Genomic DNA, 21,614 nt, shown 5'->3' on the forward strand with positions numbered 1-21,614 from the left:
CCTCCTTAAAAGTTAACTAGATAATTCTCTTACTACGATCCGTGAACCTTCAACCTTGACAATTTTAACACTTTTTCCAGCTTGTACATAACCACCTTCTGTCACAACATCGAGTCGTTCATCTTCAAACTCAGCTGTACCAGCAGGACGAAGTGGTGTTAAAGTTGTTCCTATCATCCCTATTAATTCTAAACGATTAACAGTAGAAACAAAACCTTTTTCTGTCGTTGTCGCTTCACTTAAAATGATATGTCTAAATAATCCTTTTTCCATGCCTATCGTTTTAAACAAGATAACGGAAGCAATAATGGAAACTATTAATGCAATTCCAACACTCATTGCCATATGCCCAACATCAGCACTGGCCATAAATAGAGAGGCTAAAATGGCGCCTATTCCAACAAACCCTAATATTCCACCTGGAACAAAGAATTCTAATACAATACAAATGATCCCTAGAACTAGCAAAATGATGGATTCAAATCCTGCCAAACCTGCAATCATATGACCATAAAAAAATAAGATTAGTGACATTAGTCCCATTGATCCTGGAAGTCCAAAACCTGGGGAGTATAGTTCGACAATAAATCCTAAACTTGCTATAGAAAGCAAAATTGGTACAACTACGGGATCTGTTATAAATCTGGCAATTTGTTCTGCTAATGTCGGTTCAATTTCCTGTATTTGAGCATTTTGTAAATTTAACATCGTAAGTAATTCTGTTCTATCTTCCGGTATACCTTCTGCATAGCCAACTTCTACAGCTTCGTTAGGTCTTAACGTTAAAAATTCCCCTTCGTGTGCACGGTATTCCGGCAAGTGGATAGATGCATCTGCCATCGCTTGGGCATATAGCGGATCCCTTCCATTATGTTCTGCTGCAGCAGTCATTTCTGCTATCCAAGCAGATTGGGCTTTTTTATCAGCCGCATTACCGTCAGCGGTAATCACGCCGGAGGCACCCATCGTTGCAGTTGGTTTCATATAAATATTATCAGCATTTAAAGCAATGTAAGAACCGGCTGATAGTGCTTGTTTAAGTATGAAAGCAGTATTAGGTATATCTAAAGTCTGCAGTAGTTTCGCAATATCACTAGCAGCATCTACACGACCACCTGGTGTATCAATTTCAAATATAATGTGATCTACACCTTTTTCTCTCGCTTCTTTAATGCTTCTTTCTAGAAAGGAAGCCAACCCTCTTTCCACGTTATCTTCAATAGGCACAAATAAAACCAAATCTCCTTGGCCATTTTCTGCATGAGTTTGATAAAAAGGAATTATTAGAAGTAGAAGAATAAGTAAAGGTAATAATCGTTTAGCCATCTTTAATCGCATACGAACCCCCCTTCCTATGTCTATTATGTACATTTACGTCTTTTAGCATAGAAAAGTTTCAATTATTTTTTTATAAAAGATGTCCATTTATGCTAATAAGTGAAGTAAATTACTTCTCATTTAGGATAACCTTTTTCAACAGGATAAACAATGTAGGAGCAACTCTGTACAGTAAAAAAAGGCTGCCCTTAGGCAACCTTTTTTATTTAAGACAAATGCTTCATAACAAGCTTATTTACTTTTGAACCGTCAGCCTTACCTTTTACTTTCGGCATTAAAGCGCCCATTACTTTGCCCATGTCATTTTTCGATTCAGCACCGACTGCTTTTATCGTTTCTTCGACCAATGTGGCTAACTCATCATCAGATAACTGTTCAGGCATATATTTTTGCAATATTTTAATTTCTTCATCAGTTTTCTCGACTAGGTCATCTCGGCCGGCATCCTGAAACTCGTGGAGGGAATCATTTCTTTGCTTTAGCTCGCGCGATAATACAGATAATTCTTCGTCCTCTGTTAGTTGAGGTTTACCTTGTTTAATCGCTTCATTTTGGATAGAAGCCTTTACCATTCGGATAACATTAAGTGCGGGTTTATCCTTTTTCTTCATTGCTTCCTTCATATCATGATTAAGTCTTTCAAGCAAAGTCACTTCTATTACACCCTCTTCTTACTTTTTACGCTTCCTTGCAGCCTCTGATTTTTTCTTTCTCTTCACGCTTGGCTTCTCGTAATATTCTCTTTTACGGTACTCAGCCAAAGTTCCACTTTTAGAAACTGAACGCTTAAAGCGACGAAGTGCATCTTCAAGAGACTCATTTTTTCGAACGCGAGTATTTGACATGCTTTTTCCCTCCCTCCAACTGCACAAACAGATCTCGGCGACATGTACCTATCAATTCGATACACATCTTTAAATATTATATTAAAACATAGCTTGACGGTCAACTTCATTATGCAACATTTCCTGTTTAATTTTAATTGAATATTTTTTATACATGAAAATAGCCCTTGTCCATACAATGTATTGAGGTGAATCTATTGTGGAAAGTATAATGACTTCTTTTATTGTTTACATCACTATTTTTTTATTTGGTTTAATGATATTAAAAACAGGAATTCAGCAAATTTCCTATAGAAAAATGAAAGCATGGTTAAGCAAACATACGTCTAATCCCATAAATGGATTTTTAGTTGGCGTTATTGTAACAGCTATTATGCAAAGTAGTTCCACTACTATAGTGTTAATTGTTAGTTTAACCTCGACTGGTTTGTTGGCCTTTAAAAATGCAATTGCTATTATTCTTGGGGCAAATGTGGGGACAACCGTTACAGCAGAAATTATGTCATTTTCCAACATATGGTTAATGTGGGGAACATTAATTATTGGTTTTATCTGTTTGTGTATACATAAACAAATATTTTTTTCTGTCGGTTGTATATTATTCGGTCTAGGGACAGTATTTACTGCTCTATATGGATTTGAGAGCTTAGTAGAGCCTATACGAAGAACCCCATACTTAGATGAGGGTCTGGTTTCAATTGGGGGAAACACGAGTTACAGCTTATTATTTGGTATAATTGTGACTGCCATCATTCAATCTTCTAGTGCCTTAACAGGTATGATTATGAGCTTTATAAACAAAGATCTCTTAACTCTATCTAGTGCTATTATTATGGTATTGGGTGCTAACATTGGGACATGCTTTACGGCTATTTTGGCTTCTATTGGTGGTAAAAAGGAAGCGAAATGGACTGCTTATGCACATGTATGGATTAATGTTATAGGTGTTATCATCTTCCTACCATTAATACAACTACTAAGCGACATTTCTATGCAATTGTCAGACATTCCCGGGCGGCAATTAGCGCATGCCTCTGTCATATTTAATGTTGTCATAAGCTTACTTTTCCTTCCGTTTATTAAGCCTTTTGCATCCTTTATTCAATGGTCTAGCAGGAGAATCTAACATACAAAAAAGGAAATCCTGATTAGGATTTCCTTTTTTGTAAATGATTGTTATTATCTTTCGATGTTTACTTAAACTGCGAAGTAACTTTGTAATTTGGTCAGTGCTATATGACCGCTTCGGCAAAATACTTCGCTTTCCACGAGCACGGCCTCAGCCTCCTCACGGAAAAGCACTGCTCCGGGGTCTTCAGACACGTGCTATCCAGTAGGAATCTGCGTATTCTGCGTATTCTGCGTATTCTGCGTATTCTGCCTACGCTAAGATTGATTTTCTGATTTAAGAAAAGTGGTAAACCATATAGGCATGTTAGATAATACTTCCTACTAAGGCTATATTTTTAACTTTCTTTTGCCCAATTCATCCGTACATTAAAGATAAGCACATGCTTAGCGAAGGAAATACACGTAGACTCCCTACGGGACAGCGAAGACGTTGAGACCCCACAGCGAGCGTTCTGTGCGAGTGAGGAGGCTCAGCGCGAGCCCTAAGGTGCGCGTAGTGTATTTCCGTAGCGGCTGGGTTCCAGATACATTAAGTTACGTCGTATTTTCTATCAACTGTGTAAAAAACAAACTATTAGATATCAACCTGCTTTTAATATGCTTGATCACTTGTTCCGCCTTTTACTATTGCCACGCCAGAACTAGCTCCTATTCTTGTAGCGCCTGCTTCTATTAAATCCTGTGTAGCTTTGCCATCACGGACACCACCAGAGGCTTTTACTCCTAAATCAGTGCCAACTGTTTTTCGCATTAGTTTTATGTCTTCAACCGTAGCTCCTCCACCTGAGAAGCCAGTTGATGTCTTCACAAAGTCTGCGCCAGCATCTTTAGATAGTTCACAGGCCTTTACTTTTTCCTCTTCTGTTAATAAAGATGTTTCAATAATAACTTTAACAATTGCCTTACTCTTTGCTGCCTCGACGACTGCTTCAATATCTTGTTTTACAACGTCGTAATCTCCATCCTTTAGTGCACCTACATTTATCACCATATCAATTTCCGTCGCACCGTTCTCAATAGCATTTTTCGTTTCGAAAGCTTTCACAGCTGTCGTTGTTGCACCCAGTGGAAAACCAATTACTGTACAAACTTTTACAGGACTATCCTTTAACTTTTCATAACAATATGTAACCCAATATGGATTTACACAAACAGATGCAAATTCATATTCTTTAGCCTCTTCACAAAGCACGTCTATTTTTTCTTTTTGCGTGTCAGGTTTTAACTGAGTGTGATCAATCTTCTTTGCTAGTTCTTTGTTCAATCTTTACACATCCTTTATTCGTTATCTTTCTACATATTATCATTGTTAAAAATAAAAAGCTATGCTTCCTAGTATGACAAAAAAAGGGGTCATATATAAGAAAACCATGTTACCTTTTTCACATTACTGCGAAAAATTACTGTTTTCAAAAATGCATTCTTCCCCTCATAAAGTCTTTACACATAAAAAAGGTTAAACATTGGACATAGCCTACATGTTTAACCTTTTTTCTTTTATGAAGTTAATGATACTACTTCGTTTTCTTCTTCCATTACACGAACAAATTGGCCCTCATTATATGGGTATCCTGCCTTCGTAATCTTGACCTTAACAATCTTACCAATCATATCTTCTGTAGCCTCTAGTTTCACTTTTAAATAGTTATCTGTATAGCCTACATAGATATTGCTGTTTGAGTCTTCTTTGGAGTGTTCCTCTGGAATCATTTCCAAAACTTCTCCTTCGTATTGAGAAGCATACTCTTTTGCTAGTTGATTTGATAATTCAATTAAACGATGAACACGATTATTTTTCACGTCATCCTCAATTTGGTTATCCATTCGAGCAGCAGGAGTACCCGTTCTCATAGAGTATGGGAAAACGTGCAACTCAGAATAGCCAATATCACGAATAAAATTGTATGTTTCCATAAATTCTTCTTCTGTTTCACCTGGGAATCCTACAATTACATCAGATGTAATGGCTAGACCGGGTAGAGCCTTACGAATTTTTTCTACCTTCTCTTTATAAAAAGCAGAAGTATATTTACGGCGCATTCTCTTTAAAACGGTATCAGATCCAGATTGTAACGGTATATGCAAGTGACGAACAATCTTTTCCGATTGATCTAAAACTTCAATCACTTCATCGGTAATTTGACTAGCCTCGATTGAGGAAATACGAATACGCTTTAAGCCCACTACATTACTTTCTAGTTCACGTAATAGTTTAGCAAAGTTATACTCCTTCATGTCCTCGCCATATCCAGCAGTGTGAATACCTGTAAGAACAATCTCTTTATACCCAGCATCAACTAGTTGTTGTGCTTGTACTAATACATCTTCCGGTTTTCTAGAACGCAGTAATCCACGTGCCCATGGAATGATACAGAAAGTACAGAAGTTATTACAGCCCTCCTGAATTTTAAGTGAAGCACGTGTGCGGTCGGTAAAGGCTGGCACATCCATCTCTTCAAATTCACGAGTTTTCATAATGTTCGTTACACCATTAATTGGTTGACGATCTTCTTTGTACTGTTCAATATAATCCAACATCTTTTTACGGTCTTTTGTACCAACAACAACATCTACCCCTGGAATTTCCATAATTTCTCCTGGAGAAGTCTGAGCATAACATCCTGTTACACAAATAACTGCATCGGGATTTTTACGAATTGCACGTCTAATTGTTTGACGGCTCTTCTTGTCACCAGTGTTTGTTACCGTACATGTATTAATAACATAAACGTCTGATTTACGATCAAAATCAACACGTTCATATCCGTTTTCTTTAAAGAAGTTCCAAATAGCCTCTGTTTCATAATGATTTACTTTACAACCTAACGTATGAAAAGCAACAGTTGCCATTTTCCTCACCTCAATTCCTCAAAATGATAGGACATAACTGATAAAAAATAAAAGGGAGCAGTTTCCGTTCGTAAAATCCTTGGTCCAAAACGGGTGAATAAAAAGCCGTGTTGCCCCATTATTTCTAATTCTTGATTAGAAAATCCTCCCTCTGGACCAATGACGACAACAACACGTTGCCCAGGGTTTATATTACTAATCATGTCACTTAGTAAAGATGGAGCTTCTTTTTTAGCCTCAACTTCACTAGCAACAATTTTATGGTCAAAGGACTCACAAAACCTTAAGAGTCCTTGAAAATTTTCAAGTTCATGGATCTTCGGAATCGAGGTTCGATGGGATTGTTCACTAGCCTCTTTCGCAATTTTAGCTAGTCGTTCAATCTTCTTATCCGATTTCCTTTGATCCCATTTGACAACAGATCTTTCAGCTTGAAATGGTAAAAAAGCAGCAGCCCCAAGCTCTGTTCCTTTTTGCACAACCAATTCAAGTTTATCACCTTTCGGAAGCCCTTGTGCAATAGTTACTTCCACTGGCATTTCTTTATGCTCATTTAACCATTGTACTACATGACAGATTACTTTTTCATTGGTGAATTCTTCTATTTCACACAAGGCAGATTTACCACCTGGATGACAGCAAATAATCTGATCTTTTTCCTTCATCCGCATCACCTTTGAAATATGCCTTGCATCATCACCTGTGACATCAACTCTATGTTCGTTTGTCCAATTCGTTTCTTGAACAAAATACCGTTGCACTGTAATCTACCTGCTTTCCTGACTTATTAAATAAGCTATTCGTTCAAACGCTTCTCTATCTTTTTGCTTTATTTGATTCAATGTGGATTGAAAAGCTCTTTTGACTATAACGCGTTCATCATTAGCTAACACCTTCAGGACGTGTTCTGCGTGTTGTACATACTTTATACCTTCAGCTGCAGAAAATACTTTAGCAATGTTCCACCTTGCATGCTCATTATCTATTTCTATCCATTTCTCTAATCTAGTTAGGAAAAATTCAGGAAAGTATTTTAATAATCCGTCTCCTAAAACAAATGGACCTAAGTTTTTCTTCACATAAGTATTCGAATCAGTTAAGAGCATTTCCACTATATCAAGAAAGGGCTCTGCAAAATGCTCATTTCTAGTTTTTGAAGCGTATTTAACAGCCACAGCAATCGCTCTTCTCACATTTGGAGAAGTATCATTCGCCCAATTAAGTGCTTCTGTATGAAAGGATGAGAAATGATTGGTTACTATACTTCCAACAGCACTAGCAACCCACTCTCTTACTTCCCAATTATCATCATCTGCTAACCTTTTTAGCTTATTAGAAATACATTCTGGTTCTCTTAAATAGACCTCCGCTAGTAAATGAGCTGATATCTCTTTTGCGGTATCGTCTTCTAAGCCTATAAAGGAATTTGCTATCTGAAGTATTTTTAGATTTGCAAAGTGATTAATAATTGCCTCAATAGCTTTTAACTTTATAGCACTTTTGGGCGTACCTCTAGCTCCAACACCATGAACTTTTAATAATTCTAAACTTTTCTGAGGTTCTATTTCTACTTTTTCTATAAACTGTTTTAACCAGTCAGGAAAAATCATAGGAATAGTCCTCAATTAGAAATTGGCTTTTTGGCAACAAATGCAATCCAATCTTCCATCTGATTTGTTTCAATAATTTCAAAGCCTGAAGATTTTAGCTTTTCCCTGACTTCTTCTTTTTTCGTTTGAATAATGCCAGAAGTGATAAAGGTCCCGCCTTCTTTAAGTAAAGCAAACGCTTCATCTGTAAATCGCACGATGATTTCTGCTAAAATATTGGACACAATAACATCGGCATTAACGTCAACTTTTTTAAGAAGATCGTTTTGCTTAGCTATGATCTTACCTTCTACTTTGTTTAACTTCGCATTTATTGTCGTGCTTTTTACTGCAATTTCATCTAAATCAAAAGCATAAATTTGTTTCGCTCCAAATAAAGCTGCAGCAATACTTAATACACCTGATCCTGATCCAACATCCAGTACAATGTCCTCTTTATTTATATATTGCTCTAGGGCTTGTAAGCTCAGTATAGTAGTCGGATGTGTTCCTGTCCCAAATGCCATACCTGGGTCCAACTCTAATATAATTTCATCACTGTCAACAGGTTCATATTCTTCCCATGTTGGAATAATGGTCACTCTTTTTGAGATTTTAACCGGCTTGTAATATTTTTTCCAAGCTGTTGCCCATTCTTGTTCATTCACTTCACTTATCGTTACGTTATTTCTACCAATATCAATGTCATACTTAATCAAACCACTAATTGCTTGTTTAATTTCTTCTACCGTTTCACCTAAAAAGCTATTAACTGGTAAGTATGCTTTAACAAATACACCTTCTTCAGGATAATCATTTGGATTTAATTCATATATTTCACCAAATGTTGTGTCATATTCTTTTAGTAAATCAAGAGCATCTTCAATTACTACACCACTTGCACCAATTTCGTGTAGTATGTTAGAAATTGGTTCAACCGCTTCATTCGTCGTATGGATACAAATTTCGGACCATTTCAAAGGGATCAACTCACTTTTTCAAATTTAAAAACACTTATGATTCACCTTTAAAGGCTCTTTTCATGCGTTGGAAAATGTTATCTTGTTGTTCATCAATTGATTCATTTCCGCTAATGTCGTGAAATTCTCGTAATAGCTCTTTTTGGCGACTTGATAAATTTTTAGGTGTTATAACCTTCACATGTATATGCTGGTCACCCGTCCCTTGACCATGAACATTAGGTACACCTTTTCCACGTAGTCTAAAGTGCGTACCTGTTTGTGTACCAGCTGGTATTTTTAGTTTAACTAAACCGTGAACTGTAGGAACTTCAATTTCATCTCCTAATGCCGCTTGAGCAAACGTTAGAGGCATTTCACAATGAATATCTTCGCCTTCTCTTTCAAAAAACTCATGTGGTCTCACTCTTGCCACTACATATAAATCCCCTGCCGGTCCACCGTTTTGACCTGGTTCCCCTTGACCTGAAATTCGAATTTGTTGTCCATGATCAATACCTGCTGGAATAGAAATGTGTATTTTCTTTCTTTTCTTAACCGTTCCATCCCCGCCACAAGTATGACACTTATTCTTAATCATCTTACCGGTTCCTTGACAATGATGACATGCTCTACGATTTACAATTCGACCAAAAGGTGTATTTTGCTCCTGATTAAGTTGCCCTGATCCATTACAGTGGGAACATGTTTCTGGAGTTGTTCCTGGCTTAGCCCCAGAACCATGACACGTTTCACATTCTTCTTCCTTAGGAATGTGAATATCTGTTTCTTTACCAAAAATAGCTTCTTCAAATCCTAAATCCATCGTGTATTGTAAATCTGCACCTTTTCTTGGAGCATTCGGATCACGGCGACGTCCACCGCCACCAAAAAACATATCAAATATATCACCAAATCCACCAAAGTCTTCCGCACCACCAAATCCACCAAAACCTTGTCCTTGATTAGGTCCTGCATGGCCAAACTGATCATACTGAGCACGCTTTTGTTCGTTACTCAATACTTCATACGCTTCTTTAACTTCTTTAAACTTATCCGCAGCATCCGCTTCTTTATTAACATCCGGATGGTATTGACGCGCTAGTTTGCGATAAGCTTTTTTCACTTCATCTTTTGAAGCTTCCTTTGAAACTCCTAATACGTCATAATAATCTCGTTTACTCACTAGCCAATCACTCTCCCGAATCTTCTCACATAAAGATTATATTAACATTTCTTGATAAAAAAGTGCAATGAACACGTTCTATTCGAATATTTTGTTCACTTAACAAGGTTGGTCATTTACGGTAAAAAAGCCAAAGTCAAGAATACCCTGACTTTGACTTTTCAATTAGTAATTACTTATTCTCATTTTCATCATTGACTTCTTCATAGTCTGCATCAACGACGTTATCATCTTTTGTACCTTCACCTTGAGCTTGCTGTGCTTGTTTTTGTGCTTCTTCATAAAGCTTTACAGAAAGATTTTGAACAATTTCTTCTAGCGCTTCTTTCTTCGCTTTAATGTCCTCTAGGTTATTCTCTTCTAACGCTTTCTTTAAAGCTTCTTTTGCTTCTTCTGCTTTCGCTTTTTCTTCTTCCGAAACTTTATCTGCTAAGTCTTTTAATGTTTTATCTGTTGTGAATACTAGTTGATCAGCAGCGTTACGAAGTTCTACTTCTTCACGACGTTTTTTATCTTCCTCTGCATGTTCTTCCGCTTCTTTAACCATTTTTTCTACTTCTTCGTCAGATAGACCAGAAGAGGACTTAATCGTAATGGATTGCTCTTTATTCGTACCCATATCTTTTGCTCTAACATTCACGATACCGTTCGCATCAATATCAAATGATACTTCAATTTGAGGTACACCACGTGGTGCTGGTGGGATATCAGCTAATTGGAAACGGCCCAATGTCTTATTGTAAGCAGCCATTTCTCTTTCCCCTTGAAGTACATGGATATCAACAGCTGTTTGATTGTCAGCAGCCGTAGAGAAAACTTGGGAATGACTTGTTGGGATCGTAGTATTACGTTCGATTAGCTTTGTAAATACTCCACCCATTGTTTCGATACCAAGAGATAGTGGTGTTACATCAAGTAATACAACGTCTTTTACATCACCTTGAAGAACTCCACCTTGAATAGCAGCTCCAAGAGCAACTACTTCATCAGGGTTTACCCCTTTAGAAGGTTCTTTACCAATAACTTTACGGATTGCTTCTTGAACAGCTGGAATTCTAGTAGAACCACCAACTAGAATAATTTGATCAATATCATTTGCACTTAAACCTGCATCAGACATTGCTTGACGAGTAGGTCCCATCGTACGTTCTACTAGGTCTGAAGAAATTTCCTCAAACTTCGCACGTGTTAAGTTCATTTCTAAGTGCAATGGTCCAGCTTCACCAGCTGTGATAAATGGTAGAGAAATTTGTGTTTGTGTTACACCAGAAAGATCTTTTTTCGCTTTTTCAGCTGCATCTTTCAAACGTTGTAATGCCATTTTATCTTTGGATAAATCAATGCCATTTTCTTTTCTGAACTCAGCTACCATGTGGTCGATAATGACTTGGTCAAAATCATCTCCACCTAGACGGTTATCACCAGCTGTAGAAACAACTTCAAACGTACCATCACCAATATCTAAGATAGATACGTCAAACGTACCACCACCAAGGTCATATACAAGAACAGTTTGGTCTTCATCTTTATTAATACCGTAAGCTAATGCTGCTGCTGTAGGTTCGTTAATAATTCTTTCTACTTCAAGTCCAGCAATTTTACCAGCATCTTTAGTTGCTTGGCGTTCTGCATCATTAAAGTATGCAGGAACAGTAATAACAGCCTTTTCTACCTTTTCTCCTAAGTAGTCTTCCGCATAAGATTTAAGGTGTTGTAAAATAATAGCTGAAATTTCTTGAGGCGTATAATCTTTCCCCTCAATATTAACTTTATAATCTGTACCCATATGACGCTTAATAGAAAGAATTGTATTTGGGTTTGTGATAGCTTGGCGCTTCGCCACTTCCCCTACTTGTCTTTCCCCATTCTTAAAAGCGACAACAGATGGTGTCGTGCGATTACCCTCTGGATTTGGAATTACTTTTGATTCGTCACCTTCCATTACAGCGACACATGAGTTAGTAGTACCTAAGTCAATCCCTATGATTTTACTCATGGTATAGTTCCTCCTTTAACATTCTATATGTAATTTATTGATTTACTTTTACCATTGCTGGTCTGATTACTCTATCTTTTAAAATATACCCTTTTTGTAATACTTCCATTACAGTATTAGGCTCCTTGCTATCATCTGACTCTTGCATCACCGCTTGATGTAAATGCGGGTCAAATTGTTCGCCTTCAGACTTAATTTCCTCCACACCTGCTTTTTCAAGTGCTTGAGTTAGTTGGCGATATACCATATTCATCCCATCGACAAAGCCCTGCATCGTATCTTCATTAACCTCTAACTTTAAAGCACGATCAAAGTTATCTACCACTGGTAGAAGCTCTGTTACTAGTTCCTGGGATTTATATTTAAGGTCTGCTTCCCGTTCCTTTTTTGCTCTACGGCGAAAATTATCAAAATCTGCTTGAGCTCTTAATAGTTTTTGATAGAGTTCGTCTTTTTCTTGTTGAACCTTGCTTAGTTCAGCTTGTAGCGAATCTTGTTCCTTTGTTTCTTCAAGTGTTTCCACTTCTTGCTCAGCGATAACTTCATCCTCTACTACCGCTTCTACTTCCTCTCGTTCATCTACAACTTGTTCGTTTTGATTTTCCTTGTCTGTCATCCCTGTCACCTCACTTGTACTTTTATGGAATGCAACGGTTATGAATATATCATGAATTGCAATAAAACAAAAATAAAAAGATAGCTAGGTTAAACAAAAACGGAGCGCCTTATAAGGAAAAAGGCGCACAAAGGCTCAAAATGCCATCTATACTATCTATTACCTAGATTATGAATTTTGATACCATACCTTAAACGTTTTTGACATTTGATTGGATAATTCATTTAACAATGAAATAACTTTTGAATATTCCATCCTTGTTGGACCAAGCAGGGCAATAGTCCCCATGTGCTGTTGTCCGAGAGAATAGGATGCTGTAATTAAGCTACAATCCCTCATAGCTTCATGCTCATTTTCTTTACCAATCATCACATTTATACCATGTGCTTGCGATCGTAAAATAGGAGCAATCTGCGTTTCTTCCTCAATCATCGAAAACAACGATCTAACCTTTTCTATATCTTTAAATTCTGGTTGCATCATAATATTCGTCTTTCCGCTTACATAGAGCTTCGTTGGTTGTTCATTAAATAAAGCAGCTTGAATATATTGCTCTGCTTTTTGATAATCTTTTGTATGCTTTTTCAAAAGATCTACTACTTCTGACTCAATTTTTTTATTTAACTGAAGGATTGGAACACCTTTTAACTTCTCATTTAAAATATTAACTATTTTCTCTAAATCTTGTGGGTCTAATCCCACTGGAATGGAAAAGGATCGATGCTCCACGTGCCCAGTATTTGTTACAAGAATAGCAACAGCAGAATGAGCATTCAATGGAAGTATTTGCAGCTGTTTTAATTCTGTTTCAAACACTTCTGGGCCTAAAATAATGGAAGTATAGTTTGTTAAATCGGAAAGAACCTGAGCCGATTTATTTACAACACGCTCAAATTCCATCATCCTGTCTCCAAACATGTTGTGAATCCGTTTCACATCTCCAACAGATAAATAAAATGGTGACATCAAATGGTCAACGTAAAAACGATAACCTTTTTCAGAAGGAATGCGCCCTGAAGAAGAATGGGTTTTTTCTAAATAACCCATTTCCTCTAAATCAGCCATTTCATTGCGAATGGTAGCAGAGCTAAAAGTCACATCATCTTTTTTTGAAATAGCTCTAGAACCAATTGGCTGTGCAGTATGAATAAAATCATCAATAATTACTTGTAATATAAGTAACTGGCGTTCTGTAAGCAAGATGATCACCTCTGTTAGCACTCACATCATCCGAGTGCTAATTATAATAATAAATTAACAAATGGGCATTCGTTTGTCAACGAAAAAGCGCACGTTTCCGTAGAGGTTTTTTATTATTTCTTGAATGAAATGTCTTATAGTTTGCTATTATCATCTAACAAAAAACGACTAAAAACATCATTCCCAAATAGCATTCCATTTTTCGTAAGCATAATATGTTCACTATCTTCTTTTAGCCAACCTTTTTTCTTCAGAACTTCTAACTCTGATCTATATAGCTCATCTATGGTAACATGATATTTTGCTTGAAATTTATCTTTCGAAACCCCTGCAGCCTTTCGCAAGCCCAAAAACATTTCTTCTTCAATTTGTTCTTTTTTTGTTATGATCTCTTCATGAAGAACTGGTCTTTTGTTTTCGTTAATGAACTTTATATAATGATTGACTGGTCTAAGGTTTACTATTCTTTTTCCTTCTAAATATCCGTGGGCACCTGCCCCGAAACCAAAATAATACTGATTGTCCCAGTATGTTAAATTATGTTGACTTTCATATCCAACCTTACCAAAGTTACTTACCTCGTAATGCATTAAACCCTTTTTTTCCATTTCCGTTACAAGTGTCGTATACATTTCAGCCTCTATCTCTTCTGGTGGTTTCGTTAACTTCCCTTTTTGATAGCGCATATAAAAAACTGTTTTCGGTTCTATCTGTAACGCATAGGCAGAATAATGGGGTAATTGATAATCCAAAGCTCCTTGTAATGTCGTACGAAAATGGTCCAATGTTTGATTAGGAAGAGCATAGATAAAGTCCATACTTATGTTTGTTATACCATTAGACTGCAATCCGAGCACTGTATGGTCCACGTCTTTTACTTGATGATTTCGGTTAAGCATTTTGAGAAAATGATCGTCTAGAACTTGAACCCCTAATGAAATTCTATTTACTCCCATTTCCGTGAGCATTTTCATTTTTTCTTCTGAAAATTCTCCTGGATTTGCTTCGATTGTGTATTCTTTACAATTTTCCACATCAAAAGATTGATGAACAATTTGAAGCAATTTTTGGAATTGAGTATCGGAAAGGCTAGTCGGAGTGCCACCACCAATATAAATCGTGTTCACTTTTACCCGCTCGTTACCTATATAGAGTTTAATTTCTTGTTGAAGCGCATCTAAATAATCATTTGCTTGAGCCTCGTTATAGTAAACCTTTGTAAAATCACAGTAATGACAGATTTCATGGCAATAAGGTATATGAATATAAACAGATTGAACCATTAACTCACCTCTTTTACTTTTTTTCTATTATCGGTATAAGGAACGAAAAACAGGAAAACCGCAAGAACTTCTTGCGGTTTTCCTTACATTAATGGTTTAATCGTCATCCATTTGTAGTACAGACATGAAGGCTTCTTGTGGGACTTCCACTTTCCCCACCATTTTCATTCGCTTTTTACCTTCTTTTTGCTTTTCTAACAATTTACGTTTCCTTGAAATGTCACCACCGTAACATTTGGATAAAACGTTTTTACGCATTGCTTTAATATTCGAACGTGCAACAATCTTATTTCCAATAGCTGCCTGAATAGGTACTTCAAATTGTTGTCTTGGAATAATCTTTTTCAATTTTTCTACGATTACTTTTCCTCGGTCATAAGCGAAATCACGATGTACAATAAAGGACAATGCATCAATTTGTTCCGCATTTAACAATATATCCATTTTTACTAATTTAGAAGTTTTATACCCTTTTAATTCATAATCAAAAGAAGCATAACCTTTTGTTTGTGACTTCAATTGGTCAAAGAAATCATACACGATTTCTGATAAAGGAAGATCATATACGATGTTGACACGATTTTCATCCATATAAACCATATCAATGAAATCGCCACGTTTTTTCTGGCATATTTCCATAACAGCTCCAACAAAATCGTTTGGAACCATAATCGTTGCTTTTACATAAGGTTCACGTATTTCATGAATTTCTTGTGGATCAGGCATTGCCGATGGATTTTCTATCGTAATAACAGAAGAATCTGTCATTTCAACCTCATAGATAACACTCGGTGCTGTCGTTATTAGATCAATATTAAACTCTCTCTCAATTCGCTCTTGGATAATTTCCATATGAAGTAAACCTAAAAATCCACAACGGAAGCCAAAGCCCAAAGCTTGAGAAGTTTCTGCTTCATACTGAAGGGCAGAATCATTTAGTTCCAATCGTTCAAGAGCTTCACGTAAATCATTGTACTCATTAGCATCAACAGGGAATAATCCACAATAAACCATTGGATTTAAGCGCTTATAACCTGGTAGAGGTTCCTGAGCTGGTTTATTAGAAAGAGTAATAGTATCCCCAACACGTGAGTCACCAACATTTTTGATAGAGGCTGTTAAATAACCTACATCCCCAACCGAAAGTTCATCTTTTGAAACTGGTTTTGGGGTAAACACACCAACTTCATTCACTTCAAATGTTTTTCCGGTTGCCATCATTTTAATCTTATCTCCAACTTTTACAGTACCTTCTTTCACACAAATGTAGGCAACTACACCGCGATAGGAATCGTATAAAGAGTCAAAAATCAGTGCTTTTAATGGTGCATCTGGATCACCTGCTGGAGGCGGAATTTGTTCCACAATACGCTCCAATATGTCTTCAATTCCTATTCCTGCTTTTGCAGAAGCTAAAATTGCATGTTCTGCATCAATTCCAATCACATCTTCAATCTCCTGTTTAACACGTTCTGGATCTGCACTTGGCAAATCAATTTTGTTAATAACAGGAACAATTTCTAAATCATTATCAAGTGCCAAGTAAACATTTGCTAATGTTTGTGCTTCTATTCCTTGTGCAGCATCTACTACTAAAATAGCACCTTCACACGCTGCCAAACTTCTCGATACCTCATAAGTGAAATCTACATGTCCTGGGGTATCAATTAAATGGAAAGTATATTCCTGTCCATCTTTTGCATCATATTTTAACTGTACAGCATTTAATTTAATGGTAATACCACGTTCTCTTTCTAAGTCCATCGCATCAAGAAACTGTTCCTTCATTTCTCGCTGGGTTAAAGCTTTTGTATTCTCTAATATTCGATCAGCGAGCGTTGATTTCCCATGATCAATATGTGCAATTATCGAGAAATTCCTTATGTTTTCCTGTTTTCTCTTCGTCAAGTCCCATCACTCCTGTTTTAAAACACCAACAATCACTAGGATTGATTATAGCAATAGCAAACTAAAGATTCAATCTTATTCGATTTAACAAACAGTAAAAAAAGCAACCTAATGTCAGGTTGCCCTTTTTTCACTATCATTTAACCATATGAAAAGTTAAACGAAGAATTAATAAAACAGTTGTGAAATTTGATAAGCACCTTGGATTAATATGTTATAAAACCATTTCACGATTTTCTCTAGAGCAAAGGCGAGCTTCTCGGTAAAAACATCTTCTTTTATTTCTTTATATTCTTCCCGTTTCTCATCAATGGATTCTTGTGTGAAGGTTTGTCCAAGCACTTCCACTCCAAACTGATTATCTTCTGTTTTCACAGTCTGTAGGGCGTCATATGATTCTACATCATTTCCTCTTAATTTATTCATACCGCTTCCAGCTTGGTCAAACCCTACGATTACGCCACCTAAAAACAATATGATCATAAGGAAAAAAGTCATTGTAAAACGAATCATCTCTATCAACTCCCTGATGGATTTCCATCAACTTTTTCTGCATCCCAGTAAAATTCACTAAAAACATCTGCAAAAACGTCTGCTGTTCGATAAAGCTCCGTCATGTTATTTTCTACTCCACCGAATTCTACGAGAATCGCTCTCTCAGATAAGTCTTGATTAAATTTCCCGTTCGTACCGGCCCCTTGTTTCGTCATAACCCCGCGACTAATTCCAGGATACTTTTTGTTTAATAAATCATGTAATTGTTTTGCTAGCTTATAATTCTTTTCAAAATTCTCATGTTCTCCACCGATCACAAACATAAGTCTTGCGTATGCTTCTCCATTAAATGTTTTTGTCGTAATGTCTCTTCCTTGGGCATCACGATGAAAGTCAAAAAAGTATTGTAAGTCTTTATTAGCTTGTATGGCATTTTGTAAAACCGGTCTCGATGCTTCATAAGATTTCCAGTATTCCCATGAATTTTCAACCAAGTTATTATATATATCTGTTTCGTCTGCAACAGCACCAATCCCGTTATTTTCAAGGGCTTTTTCAAATCGATCATTCACTTGTGTAATATTTACCTCTGAATGAAATGCTTCGTCAGCAATTGTTGCTTCTGGTAAATGAGGTAAAAATGATTCTCTATTATGTGTTGAGTAAATAAATACTACTTCTTTTCCATCTGTAGTTGGCCCAGCCTCCGTATTATCTGGTTGTTTTGGTAGCTCTGGTTCCTCTTCCTCTACTTTAGCTACCTTATCTTCTGCTATCGCCTCTATTGGAGGAGAGGATTCAATAGGGAGGTTCGTATAATCTGTACCTTCTCCAGCTACGAGAATTTTACTATCAAAAAATGAAAATCCAGGTAATTCCCTTCCTAGTAAAGATCTAGAATCATCTGGTCTTATATTAGTAGCTGTCTCAAAAAGGATAGATGACCAATTAATTTTTTCTTGATCTTCTGGATATGCCCCTTCAAACATTCGGTTCTCTAGCCCAAATAAATATAGAAAAGTTGATCCTTCCATATTTTCTGTCCAGTTATTTATTGCTTGAGAGGATAATCGGAAAGTTGGTTTTACAGACGTTAATGCTCCTATTATCATAAATAAAGCTATAGTAGATATAATTAAAATAGTAGCCCCCTGATAGACTGCTTTCAGACGTTCTGACTTCAATAAACCTTTTTCTTTAGGGATTTTCATGGTTCCATCCTTCCCAAATCGTATTCTAGCTTCTCTATTAAATCTATATGAGCACGATTTTTGAAATAGAACCAACCCTATTTATTTTTTGCTCTATCTTCTCTATTTAGTTTTACTATAAGAGAGACTAACGCTCTTGGCGCTAGTCCCTATTTTGTGTAATTTTCTTTATTCTCTTGCTGGACCGCTTCATGTAAAGCACCATTTATTCCTGATGCTAATAAATGAGCCATGTCTTCAATAAAGCCATCTACCTCTTTTGGTGTTACCATTAAGTTATGGCCTAGAGGGGATAGAACCTCACCAATCAACTGTCTTTTTTCTTCCTCAGGTAAACTTCCAACCATTCCTAAAAATGCTTTTCTTTGTTCAATATCAGGTAAATCTTCTTCCGTAAATTCCTTTTTTTCTCCAAATGTTAGTCCTGCCGGAGTCAGCGATCGTGCCGGCTTATCATGATCTCTTAATTCTCTACCAAAATGCTTGAGTAAGTAGTCAATCGTGTCACTTGTGATCGTCACCGCATCCACTACTGTCGGAACCCCTATAGAAATAACAGGGATACCTAATGATTCCTTACTAAGTTCTTTTCGTTTATTTCCAACTCCGGAACCTGGATGAATACCAGTGTCGGATATTTGAATTGTCGCATTAACTCTTTGAATAGAACGGGATGCAAGTGCATCAATCGCGATCACGAAGTCAGGCTTTACTTTGTTAATGATGCCAAATATAATATCACTCGTTTCAATACCAGTTAACCCCATAACCCCAGGTGATACAGCTGATACAGGACGATACCCATCAGCAACATGTTCGGGCTGTAATTTGAATAAATGATTCGTCACTAATAACTTTTCAATCGTATCCGGCCCTAAAGCGTCAGGAGTAACGTTTCTATTCCCTAGGCCGACCACGAGACAAGAAGCATCTTTTTTAATATTACTTTTGTCCAAAAATCTTTCTAACTCTCTCGCAACAATATTGGATGTTTCTGCTTGCATTTTGGTATCATGATTACGAATGCTTTGTGTTTCTAATGTTAAATAAGATCCTGCTTTTTTACCGATAGCTTTTGAGCCCTCATCGTCAATTTCGACATACGTAATTTTCATGTCGCCTTCTTTACGCTCTTTTATGTGTACGCCTTTAATTTCATTTGTCTTTTTTTTCGTTTCTTCTTTTTCAACAAACATTTCTCTTGCTTCAATTGCAAGGTCAGTCCGCACTTGGTATTGTTCGTTTTTGTCCATGTTACGACCCTCCATTTCATTATTAAAGGTTTTCCAATCTTATAACTCTTTATACGACAAGGAAGATTTCTTGACATCTTTCTATTGAAAACTTACCATCGCTTTGGTAAAATGACTTTTGTTATAATGAAATTTCGTAAGCTTCTTCAGGAGGTGAAAAGTATGCCAAACATGAAATCTGCTATTAAACGTGTTAGATTGAATGAAGATAGCCGTTTACAAAACCAAGCAGTTAAATCAGAAATGCGCTCTTCTATTAAGCGTGTAGAAGAATCAGTGACTCAAAATAATGCTGAACAAGCAACTGCAGCACTTAAACAAGCTATCAGCAACATTGATAAAGCTGTTCAAAGAGGAATTATTCACAAAAACAACGGTGACCGTAAAAAGTCAAGCCTAACGAAAAAAGTGAACAATCTTGGCGCTTAATATATCAAAATAAAAAACGATCCTCATCTTAATGGGATCGTTTTTTTGATTACACTAAATTAATTTTAAATTGGTTAAATTAGGGTACGTCTAACTGTTTATGAAGGTTGGCGTAATGTGATTAATTGGTAAAGAAGTAGTTCAAAAGCAAGCTCCTTCTCTACCTTTCCTCTTTTCATTTGTTCATCTGTTTTCGTTAAAACACTTACCATTTCATATAGCTGTTCTACCGAAAAAAATCTTTCTCGATCTAAAGCCATTTTTATTGCATAGGGGTGGGCCTTGATTTGTTTATCCATTTGAGGTTTCGAATATCCCTTACCTTTTAATAGCTTACATTGTAATATTAATCTAATTTGAGATGCGAACAAGGCCAACATAGCAATTGGTTCTTCGTTCTTTTTCATTAGATCCTTAAAAGTAGCAATAGCTTCAGCTATATTTTGATTCATCACGGCATCCACCATCGTGAAGGTAGAGGATTCCACATGACGGGAAACTAATTGTTTCACTATATCTATTGTAATTGGTTCTTTATCCTCAACATAATGGGAAAATTTCTCTAACTCTTTTTGAATTGCCATTAAATCACTACCAACCTCATTCATCAATAACTGAATGGCAGCATTTTCCATATGTACATTCATATTTTTCAGCAGCATCTCTATCCAGCTTTTTAATTCTTTCTCTTTTGGGGGTTCACATTTCACCATTGACCCCATTTGTTTCATTTGTTTTACTATTTTCTTCCTTTCATCAACCTTCTCATAGGGGGCAACAAATATAATAACCGTATAGTCAACAGGTTCCTGCATATATTGCTCTAATGATTTTAAGTCATGCTCCACTTTCGTTTTATCCGGATTTGCTTTAAATAAATTAGCATTTTTCAGTAATAGAACCTTTTTTTCTCCAAAAAAAGGGAAAGTTTCTGCATCTAAAATAGCTTCTTGTATGGGCGTTTCCTCTAAATCAAAAGTAGAAAGATTCATTCCCCTTTCTGGCTCATCAAGTACTTTTTGTATGATTTTTTGTTGAAGGTCTTGTATTAAATATGTTTCATTTCCAAATAATAAATATATAGGAGAAATTTTTTTATTTTTAAGTTCTTTAATCACTTCAAAGTATGTCATTAGGATCACCCCAAGTATTAGTACTAATATCGTAATGGTTATTGCTTTTATGTACAAGGAATTTATCCAAGAAAACTTATATTTGGCATTGACGATTATTTTTTATAAGATGAGAAAGGAAAGAGGGAAATGGTATACCCATTCCCCCCAAAATCTATATGAACGCCTGAAATTACAGTCCCGGGAAAGCTG

General features: G+C 36.4%; 20 protein-coding genes. 2 read left to right on the forward strand and 18 right to left on the reverse strand.

Going from position 1 to position 21,614, the window contains the following annotated elements:
* Positions 1-12 precede the first annotated feature (12 nt).
* The 3 genes from HNQ94_RS13770 to rpsU form a co-directional block, all read right to left on the reverse strand.
* Positions 13-1,338 carry an NfeD family protein gene (locus HNQ94_RS13770; RefSeq protein ID WP_246199913.1) on the reverse strand — a complete coding sequence of 442 codons (1,326 nt, stop codon included), beginning with the start codon at positions 1,336-1,338 and terminating at the stop codon, positions 13-15.
* A 206-nt stretch (positions 1,339-1,544) separates the two neighbouring features.
* Complete coding sequence (locus tag HNQ94_RS13775; protein ID WP_174494622.1) at positions 1,545-1,991, reverse strand: GatB/YqeY domain-containing protein; 447 nt, start codon at positions 1,989-1,991, stop codon at positions 1,545-1,547.
* 18 nt (positions 1,992-2,009) lie between these two features.
* Positions 2,010-2,183, reverse strand: coding sequence for a 30S ribosomal protein S21 (gene rpsU, locus HNQ94_RS13780; RefSeq protein ID WP_174494621.1), 174 nt, complete (start codon positions 2,181-2,183; stop codon positions 2,010-2,012).
* A 199-nt stretch (positions 2,184-2,382) separates the two neighbouring features.
* Here rpsU and HNQ94_RS13785 point away from each other — a divergent pair, with 199 nt between their 5' ends.
* Positions 2,383-3,309, forward strand: coding sequence for a Na/Pi symporter (locus tag HNQ94_RS13785; RefSeq protein WP_174494620.1), 927 nt, complete (start codon positions 2,383-2,385; stop codon positions 3,307-3,309).
* A gap of 597 nt (positions 3,310-3,906) precedes the next feature.
* Here HNQ94_RS13785 and deoC read toward each other — a convergent pair.
* From deoC to gpr, 14 genes are all read right to left on the reverse strand, one after another.
* Positions 3,907-4,578: a deoxyribose-phosphate aldolase gene (gene deoC / locus HNQ94_RS13790; RefSeq protein WP_174494619.1), complete on the reverse strand. Its 672-nt coding sequence runs from the start codon at positions 4,576-4,578 to the stop codon at positions 3,907-3,909.
* Positions 4,579-4,811: 233 nt separating this feature from the next.
* On the reverse strand, positions 4,812-6,164 hold the full coding sequence (mtaB, locus tag HNQ94_RS13795; RefSeq protein WP_174494618.1) for a tRNA (N(6)-L-threonylcarbamoyladenosine(37)-C(2))-methylthiotransferase MtaB: 1,353 nt from the start codon (positions 6,162-6,164) through the stop codon (positions 4,812-4,814).
* 5 nt (positions 6,165-6,169) lie between these two features.
* The gene (locus HNQ94_RS13800) at positions 6,170-6,925 is read right to left on the reverse strand and encodes a 16S rRNA (uracil(1498)-N(3))-methyltransferase (protein WP_174494617.1); all 756 of its coding nucleotides are present in this window, start codon (positions 6,923-6,925) and stop codon (positions 6,170-6,172) included.
* Positions 6,926-6,931: 6 nt separating this feature from the next.
* The gene (locus HNQ94_RS13805) at positions 6,932-7,774 is read right to left on the reverse strand and encodes a DNA alkylation repair protein (protein ID WP_174494616.1); all 843 of its coding nucleotides are present in this window, start codon (positions 7,772-7,774) and stop codon (positions 6,932-6,934) included.
* An 11-nt stretch (positions 7,775-7,785) separates the two neighbouring features.
* A complete protein-coding gene (prmA, locus tag HNQ94_RS13810; protein ID WP_174494615.1) occupies positions 7,786-8,733 on the reverse strand; it encodes a 50S ribosomal protein L11 methyltransferase in 948 nt (315 codons plus the stop codon).
* Positions 8,734-8,767: 34 nt separating this feature from the next.
* Positions 8,768-9,898, reverse strand: coding sequence for a molecular chaperone DnaJ (gene dnaJ / locus HNQ94_RS13815; protein WP_174494614.1), 1,131 nt, complete (start codon positions 9,896-9,898; stop codon positions 8,768-8,770).
* Positions 9,899-10,070: 172 nt separating this feature from the next.
* Positions 10,071-11,894: a molecular chaperone DnaK gene (gene dnaK, locus HNQ94_RS13820; RefSeq protein WP_174494613.1), complete on the reverse strand. Its 1,824-nt coding sequence runs from the start codon at positions 11,892-11,894 to the stop codon at positions 10,071-10,073.
* Positions 11,895-11,928: 34 nt separating this feature from the next.
* Positions 11,929-12,510, reverse strand: coding sequence for a nucleotide exchange factor GrpE (gene grpE, locus HNQ94_RS13825; RefSeq protein WP_174494612.1), 582 nt, complete (start codon positions 12,508-12,510; stop codon positions 11,929-11,931).
* Positions 12,511-12,678: 168 nt separating this feature from the next.
* Positions 12,679-13,710, reverse strand: a complete 1,032-nt coding sequence (gene hrcA / locus HNQ94_RS13830; RefSeq protein WP_174494611.1) for a heat-inducible transcriptional repressor HrcA — start codon at positions 13,708-13,710, stop codon at positions 12,679-12,681.
* Positions 13,711-13,844: 134 nt separating this feature from the next.
* Positions 13,845-14,993 carry a radical SAM family heme chaperone HemW gene (hemW, locus tag HNQ94_RS13835; RefSeq protein WP_174494610.1) on the reverse strand — a complete coding sequence of 383 codons (1,149 nt, stop codon included), beginning with the start codon at positions 14,991-14,993 and terminating at the stop codon, positions 13,845-13,847.
* A 96-nt stretch (positions 14,994-15,089) separates the two neighbouring features.
* A complete protein-coding gene (gene lepA, locus HNQ94_RS13840) occupies positions 15,090-16,901 on the reverse strand; it encodes a translation elongation factor 4 (protein ID WP_174494609.1) in 1,812 nt (603 codons plus the stop codon).
* Between the two features lie 168 nt (positions 16,902-17,069).
* Positions 17,070-17,414, reverse strand: coding sequence for a DUF3679 domain-containing protein (locus tag HNQ94_RS13845; RefSeq protein ID WP_174494608.1), 345 nt, complete (start codon positions 17,412-17,414; stop codon positions 17,070-17,072).
* Positions 17,415-17,419: 5 nt separating this feature from the next.
* Positions 17,420-18,607: a stage II sporulation protein P gene (spoIIP, locus tag HNQ94_RS13850; RefSeq protein WP_174494607.1), complete on the reverse strand. Its 1,188-nt coding sequence runs from the start codon at positions 18,605-18,607 to the stop codon at positions 17,420-17,422.
* Between the two features lie 149 nt (positions 18,608-18,756).
* Entirely contained in the window at positions 18,757-19,875 is a 1,119-nt protein-coding gene (gene gpr / locus HNQ94_RS13855) for a GPR endopeptidase (RefSeq protein ID WP_376697750.1), read from the reverse strand.
* A 147-nt stretch (positions 19,876-20,022) separates the two neighbouring features.
* On the opposite strand from gpr, the gene rpsT reads away from it, so the two are divergent.
* Positions 20,023-20,289, forward strand: a complete 267-nt coding sequence (gene rpsT, locus HNQ94_RS13860) for a 30S ribosomal protein S20 (protein ID WP_174494605.1) — start codon at positions 20,023-20,025, stop codon at positions 20,287-20,289.
* A 98-nt stretch (positions 20,290-20,387) separates the two neighbouring features.
* Here the strand turns inward: rpsT and holA are convergent, their stop codons facing one another.
* Entirely contained in the window at positions 20,388-21,422 is a 1,035-nt protein-coding gene (gene holA, locus HNQ94_RS13865; RefSeq protein ID WP_174494604.1) for a DNA polymerase III subunit delta, read from the reverse strand.
* Between the last annotated feature and the right edge of the window lie 192 nt (positions 21,423-21,614).

The organism is Salirhabdus euzebyi (genome assembly GCF_014207435.1).
In the GTDB taxonomy this organism is placed as follows: domain Bacteria; phylum Bacillota; class Bacilli; order Bacillales; family Alkalibacillaceae; genus Salirhabdus; species Salirhabdus euzebyi.